General features: G+C 34.4%; 4 protein-coding genes and 1 pseudogene. 3 read left to right on the top strand and 2 right to left on the bottom strand.

Going from position 1 to position 4,217, the window contains the following annotated elements; translation table 11 throughout:
• A partial coding sequence (locus WQ54_RS17510) for an IS1182 family transposase (protein ID WP_046585907.1) occupies positions 1-498 on the bottom strand: 498 nt, incomplete at its 3' end.
• Between the two features lie 361 nt (positions 499-859).
• On the opposite strand from WQ54_RS17510, the gene WQ54_RS17505 reads away from it, so the two are divergent.
• The 3 genes from WQ54_RS17505 (at position 860) to WQ54_RS17495 (ending at position 2,393) form a co-directional block, all read left to right on the top strand.
• Positions 860-1,339: a hypothetical protein gene (locus WQ54_RS17505; protein ID WP_046585906.1), complete on the top strand. Its 480-nt coding sequence runs from the start codon at positions 860-862 to the stop codon at positions 1,337-1,339.
• A gap of 105 nt (positions 1,340-1,444) precedes the next feature.
• Positions 1,445-1,627, top strand: a complete 183-nt coding sequence (locus WQ54_RS17500; RefSeq protein WP_269431576.1) for an N-acetyltransferase — start codon at positions 1,445-1,447, stop codon at positions 1,625-1,627.
• 280 nt (positions 1,628-1,907) lie between these two features.
• Entirely contained in the window at positions 1,908-2,393 is a 486-nt protein-coding gene (locus WQ54_RS17495) for a hypothetical protein (protein ID WP_046585904.1), read from the top strand.
• 441 nt (positions 2,394-2,834) lie between these two features.
• On the opposite strand, the pseudogene WQ54_RS17490 reads toward WQ54_RS17495, so the two are convergent.
• Positions 2,835-4,109: pseudogene (locus tag WQ54_RS17490) on the bottom strand (IS110 family transposase).
• Between the last annotated feature and the right edge of the window lie 108 nt (positions 4,110-4,217).

Below are 4,217 nucleotides of genomic sequence, written 5' to 3'. Positions count from 1 at the left end.
TTTGACAGCTTCTTTTATAAACTTCCTCTTGTTTGCATTTGCTTTAACATGTGTAGAGTCTATAAAAACAACAGAAGGATCAACAAACCCTTTTTCTATCGCTTCATTAAGAATATGGTAGAAAATCTTCTCAAAAAGATCTGTGTCTTTAAATCGTCTCTCATAGTTTTTACCGAAGGTAGAAAAGTGGGGAATCTTTTTATTGAAGTCAAAGCCTAAAAACCAGCGATACGCAACGCTTGTATCAATTTCATCTATTGTTTTTCTCATTGATTTAATTCCGAATACATATTGAATAAAGACCATCTTTATTAACACAACTGGATCGATACTTGGACGACCATTATCCAAACAATACAAATCTTCAACTAAGTCATAAATAAAACTAAAATCAATAGCGGCTTCAAGCTTTCGAACAAGATGATTAGCAGGAACTACTTCATCAAGTGCAATCATCGATATTTGATAACGACCTTCCATTGATTGTTTCGATAACATATATTTGCACCCCTCAAACCAACTTTACTTCTTTATTCGACAAAAAAAGCTTGTAGACCTGCCTGAATATCAGACTTTGTCTACAAGCTGAAACACCCAAACAGGGTTTTTTCTTTTATCAATATAAATTCAAAGTGTTACAATATTCGCAAATGCTTTACTATGTTCACGGCGTTCTTTGCGGACATTTATACGCTGACTTGCTGTATTAAAAAGCATCATTTCTTCATCTGACTCAGGTATGACCTAACGGGTGAGATTCTTTAATAAGGATGGCCTTTCTTATTGAGGGAGTTTAACAAGGAATTTAAATCTCTAATGAAGAATAATTTATAAAAAGCCTTTTTTGGAGTTGTGGAAGATGATGAAAAAAATTAAGTTATCTGAAATAAAAAAAGAACAGATTTGGGACTTGGAAAAACAAGTTGCCAACATTGCAAAAGAGGTAGAGGAAGATTTTCAGCATCTTTTTCTGCAAAACTCCTACATTCTTGAAATATACTTCAGCAGAAATGACACTAACCCTAAACACTTTCCTTATACGCCTAAAACGTCAAAAGAACAATGCCTCAAACCTCATTACTGTTCTCATATTGGTTTATCTTTGAGGGATTTGGATGGAATTGAAATTGATGATGATAACCATGAGTTTGATATAGGACACCAATTAACCATTTGGGAAGTTGAGAAAACCTTTTTTATTTTTGTAGTTGATAAATTCCCTCTTTTTAAGATACGGGGCTTTATATTAGATTTACCATTAACTGAAATTAAAAGGCAATTGACAGAGGACATCTTATATATTGCACAACATCTTAAAATTGAGAATAAAAGAAAATGATAACTTGCATTAAAAAACAAACATTGTGAAGAATTACACTTAATCTATCGAGTGCGTTAATCCAAGAAGGGATTACGCTCTTTTTTATGGACAAGAGGTAAGGGAATAGGTAATCTGCTCATGGAAAAATTATTTGAGACAGCTACTGGAGATGGTTTTACATCTCTATCTTTGAGCGTCGACCCTAAAAACACTCAGGCAGTACAACTTTATAAGAAACTCGGATTTGAACAATGTGGTTTATCTGAAACATCTTGGACAATGAAATATAACATTTCTTCCAATTAAAGATTTTTAACAATATGGTGCTTATATTAAAAATGGGTGGCTGCGGCGATCCCCTTGTTATATTGTACTACGGTCAGATTAGTTAAATAAGGAATAATCATCCAAAAACAAATGGAATTATTCGGCTGCCTTTTATCTATATCTCATTTTTTATAAAATTTCGTTTAGAAAATTCAATGTTTTTAAAGCTAATCGGCATATAGATTTTTTAATTAACAAATAATAATGTTGAATTTTAGAATATATAGGTTTCGATAGTCAATAATAAAGGGGCCACACCATGGAAAAGTTTATACAAAATTTAGATTTGTCATCAAAAGGTTTATGGTTTCCAATTACTTTACTTACTATCTTTTTGATTTACATATTTTTTATGCCAAAACGATTAAGTTGGAGAGAAATTTATTTTATCTTTGGTACAACTGGCTATGTAGCAATAACAATAGATGTGTTCCTTATGTTAAATTACTTGGATGTATTTGATTTAGGTCGTGATCCAAAACAAGAAGGAATTGGTGATTTTATATGTTATGGTATCATTCCTTCTTGTATTGCTGTAATATTTCTTAACTATTTTAGACAGGAAAAGAAATGGTTATATGTTACCATCTTTACCATCTTGTCCATCTTATCTGAATGGCTGCTTGTTCAAGTTGAATATATGAAGTTAAAAGGATGGCAAACCTGGTGGTCTATCCCTGTATTTATTATAGTTTTTGGGTTTTGGTTACCTTGGCAATTAAGGTTAATACGAAAAGAGTCATAATTAAATAAGATTGTGAAGGTTTCTACTTAAACTCCCTCAGTTTGATTCAATTTACTCTTAAATACTCGCTTATTCGCAGGATTTCAAATCCACATGTAAGAACAATGACGGATATATGGAATGAGTATTAGAAACAAGGCTACATGAAGGCATGCGGGAATAGAGGAGTGAATCATAACTCCATTTATTTCCATATACTGCACGTATACTCCACGCCGTCCCTGGAGGCTTTCCCTCCCATGTCTCAACGGGTCTTTTGCCCTCTCATTCCTTCGTCATGCCTATCCAAGGGGTGGAGGCCGGTATTGCTAAAGGTATGGGTCTGTGCCCTTGTGTTTAAGTATTCCAGTACTCCGTGCTTTCTTTGAGATCCTACGAATAAGCCAACATTCAATAAAGCAACTTTTTCTATTTCATATGTTCAGTTATAAGGTAATTAACTTATGCTGCTAAAGGTACCAAAGGGTGAACTTTTTCTGCACAATAGGGTTCATTACGTCGGGCAATTCCTACTATCATTCTTGCAAATTTACCAATCAGTTTCATAATAGATTTCATTTTTTTCATCTTTTTCACTTTGACATTGTGGGCATGAATTTCTCTGAACTCAGGATTGTTCATCACAAGACACATTGTTGCTAGGTATAAGAATCGCCTTAGACGAGACCTTCCTCTCTTAGAAATGACAATTTGTCCTTTCCATTTACCAGAGCTTGCCTCGACTAAATGTAAACCCGCGTGTCGTAATAGAGAATTGCCATGTGCGAACTGACTTAGATCACCAGTTTCACCTAAAATGCCACCTAACATTACGATTGTTAATCCTTTTATACTAAGTAGTTTTTCTGTAAAAGTAATACTTCCAAGAGCTTCAGATACTTCTTTATCTACTATTTCCAATTGGCTTGTGGCGAGGTCGAATTCTTCAAGTAATTGTTTTAGGTGTAATTTATATGCATCATGTGCTTTATCAGTGCCAACAGAATTCTTAGCTAGTTTAATGAGTGCTTCGGCTTTTTTAATACCAGGTTGACGCTTCATCTCTGTTCTCCACCCTGTAACGATATTTATAGCTTCCATCGAACGTAATTCTTTCGGTGTAGGGAATAAACGGAGAGTAGCGATTGCCCCTTTACATGTAACGTCTTTAAAAACTTGTCTAAGTTCAGGGAAAATAATATCAATCCAACGATGGATTTGGTTCGCAGCACTGACATGTCGTTTAACTATGGCATCTCGGTTAGACATCAATACTCTTAGTTTTTCGAAAGCCTATGTAGTTGGACGAATGAAGGAATAGTATCCATTCTTCACCATATCGGCAATAACCAGAGCGTCTTTTTTGTCACTTTTGGACTGTGTATTATCTCTGTTTTCTTTGTTCTTTTTAACAAGGTGGGGATTAACAGTTACCACATCAATATTTCGGTCGTAAAGCCATTGGGACAGGTTTAACCAATAATGCCCTGTAGGTTCCATACCAACGATTTCAGTATCAAGATCTTTTGAGTTTTTTAATTTGTTAATCCAATCTAGTAACCTTGCAAATCCATCTTCGTTATTTTCAAAAGATAGTGGATCACCGACCACTATACCACGATAGTTTACAGCTCGTGCTACATGTGTTAGTTGGGCAATGTCTACACCAACAACAAGATGTTCATCAGAAATTCTTTCAATTAGTTGATTTTGTTTGTCTTGCATTTTAAACTTCATATAAGAGCTCCTCTTTAGATTTGAGTTTTAGAGTGGTGTCTATACTCTTATCTTACTGAGGGGCTCTATTTTTTTCAAAGTTGATATTAACGCACTACAGGAATGCTA

It is taken from the genome of Bacillus sp. SA1-12, assembly GCF_000981385.1.
Taxonomy (GTDB): domain Bacteria; phylum Bacillota; class Bacilli; order Bacillales; family Bacillaceae; genus Metabacillus.
This window is presented reverse-complemented; position numbering and strand designations above follow the sequence as displayed.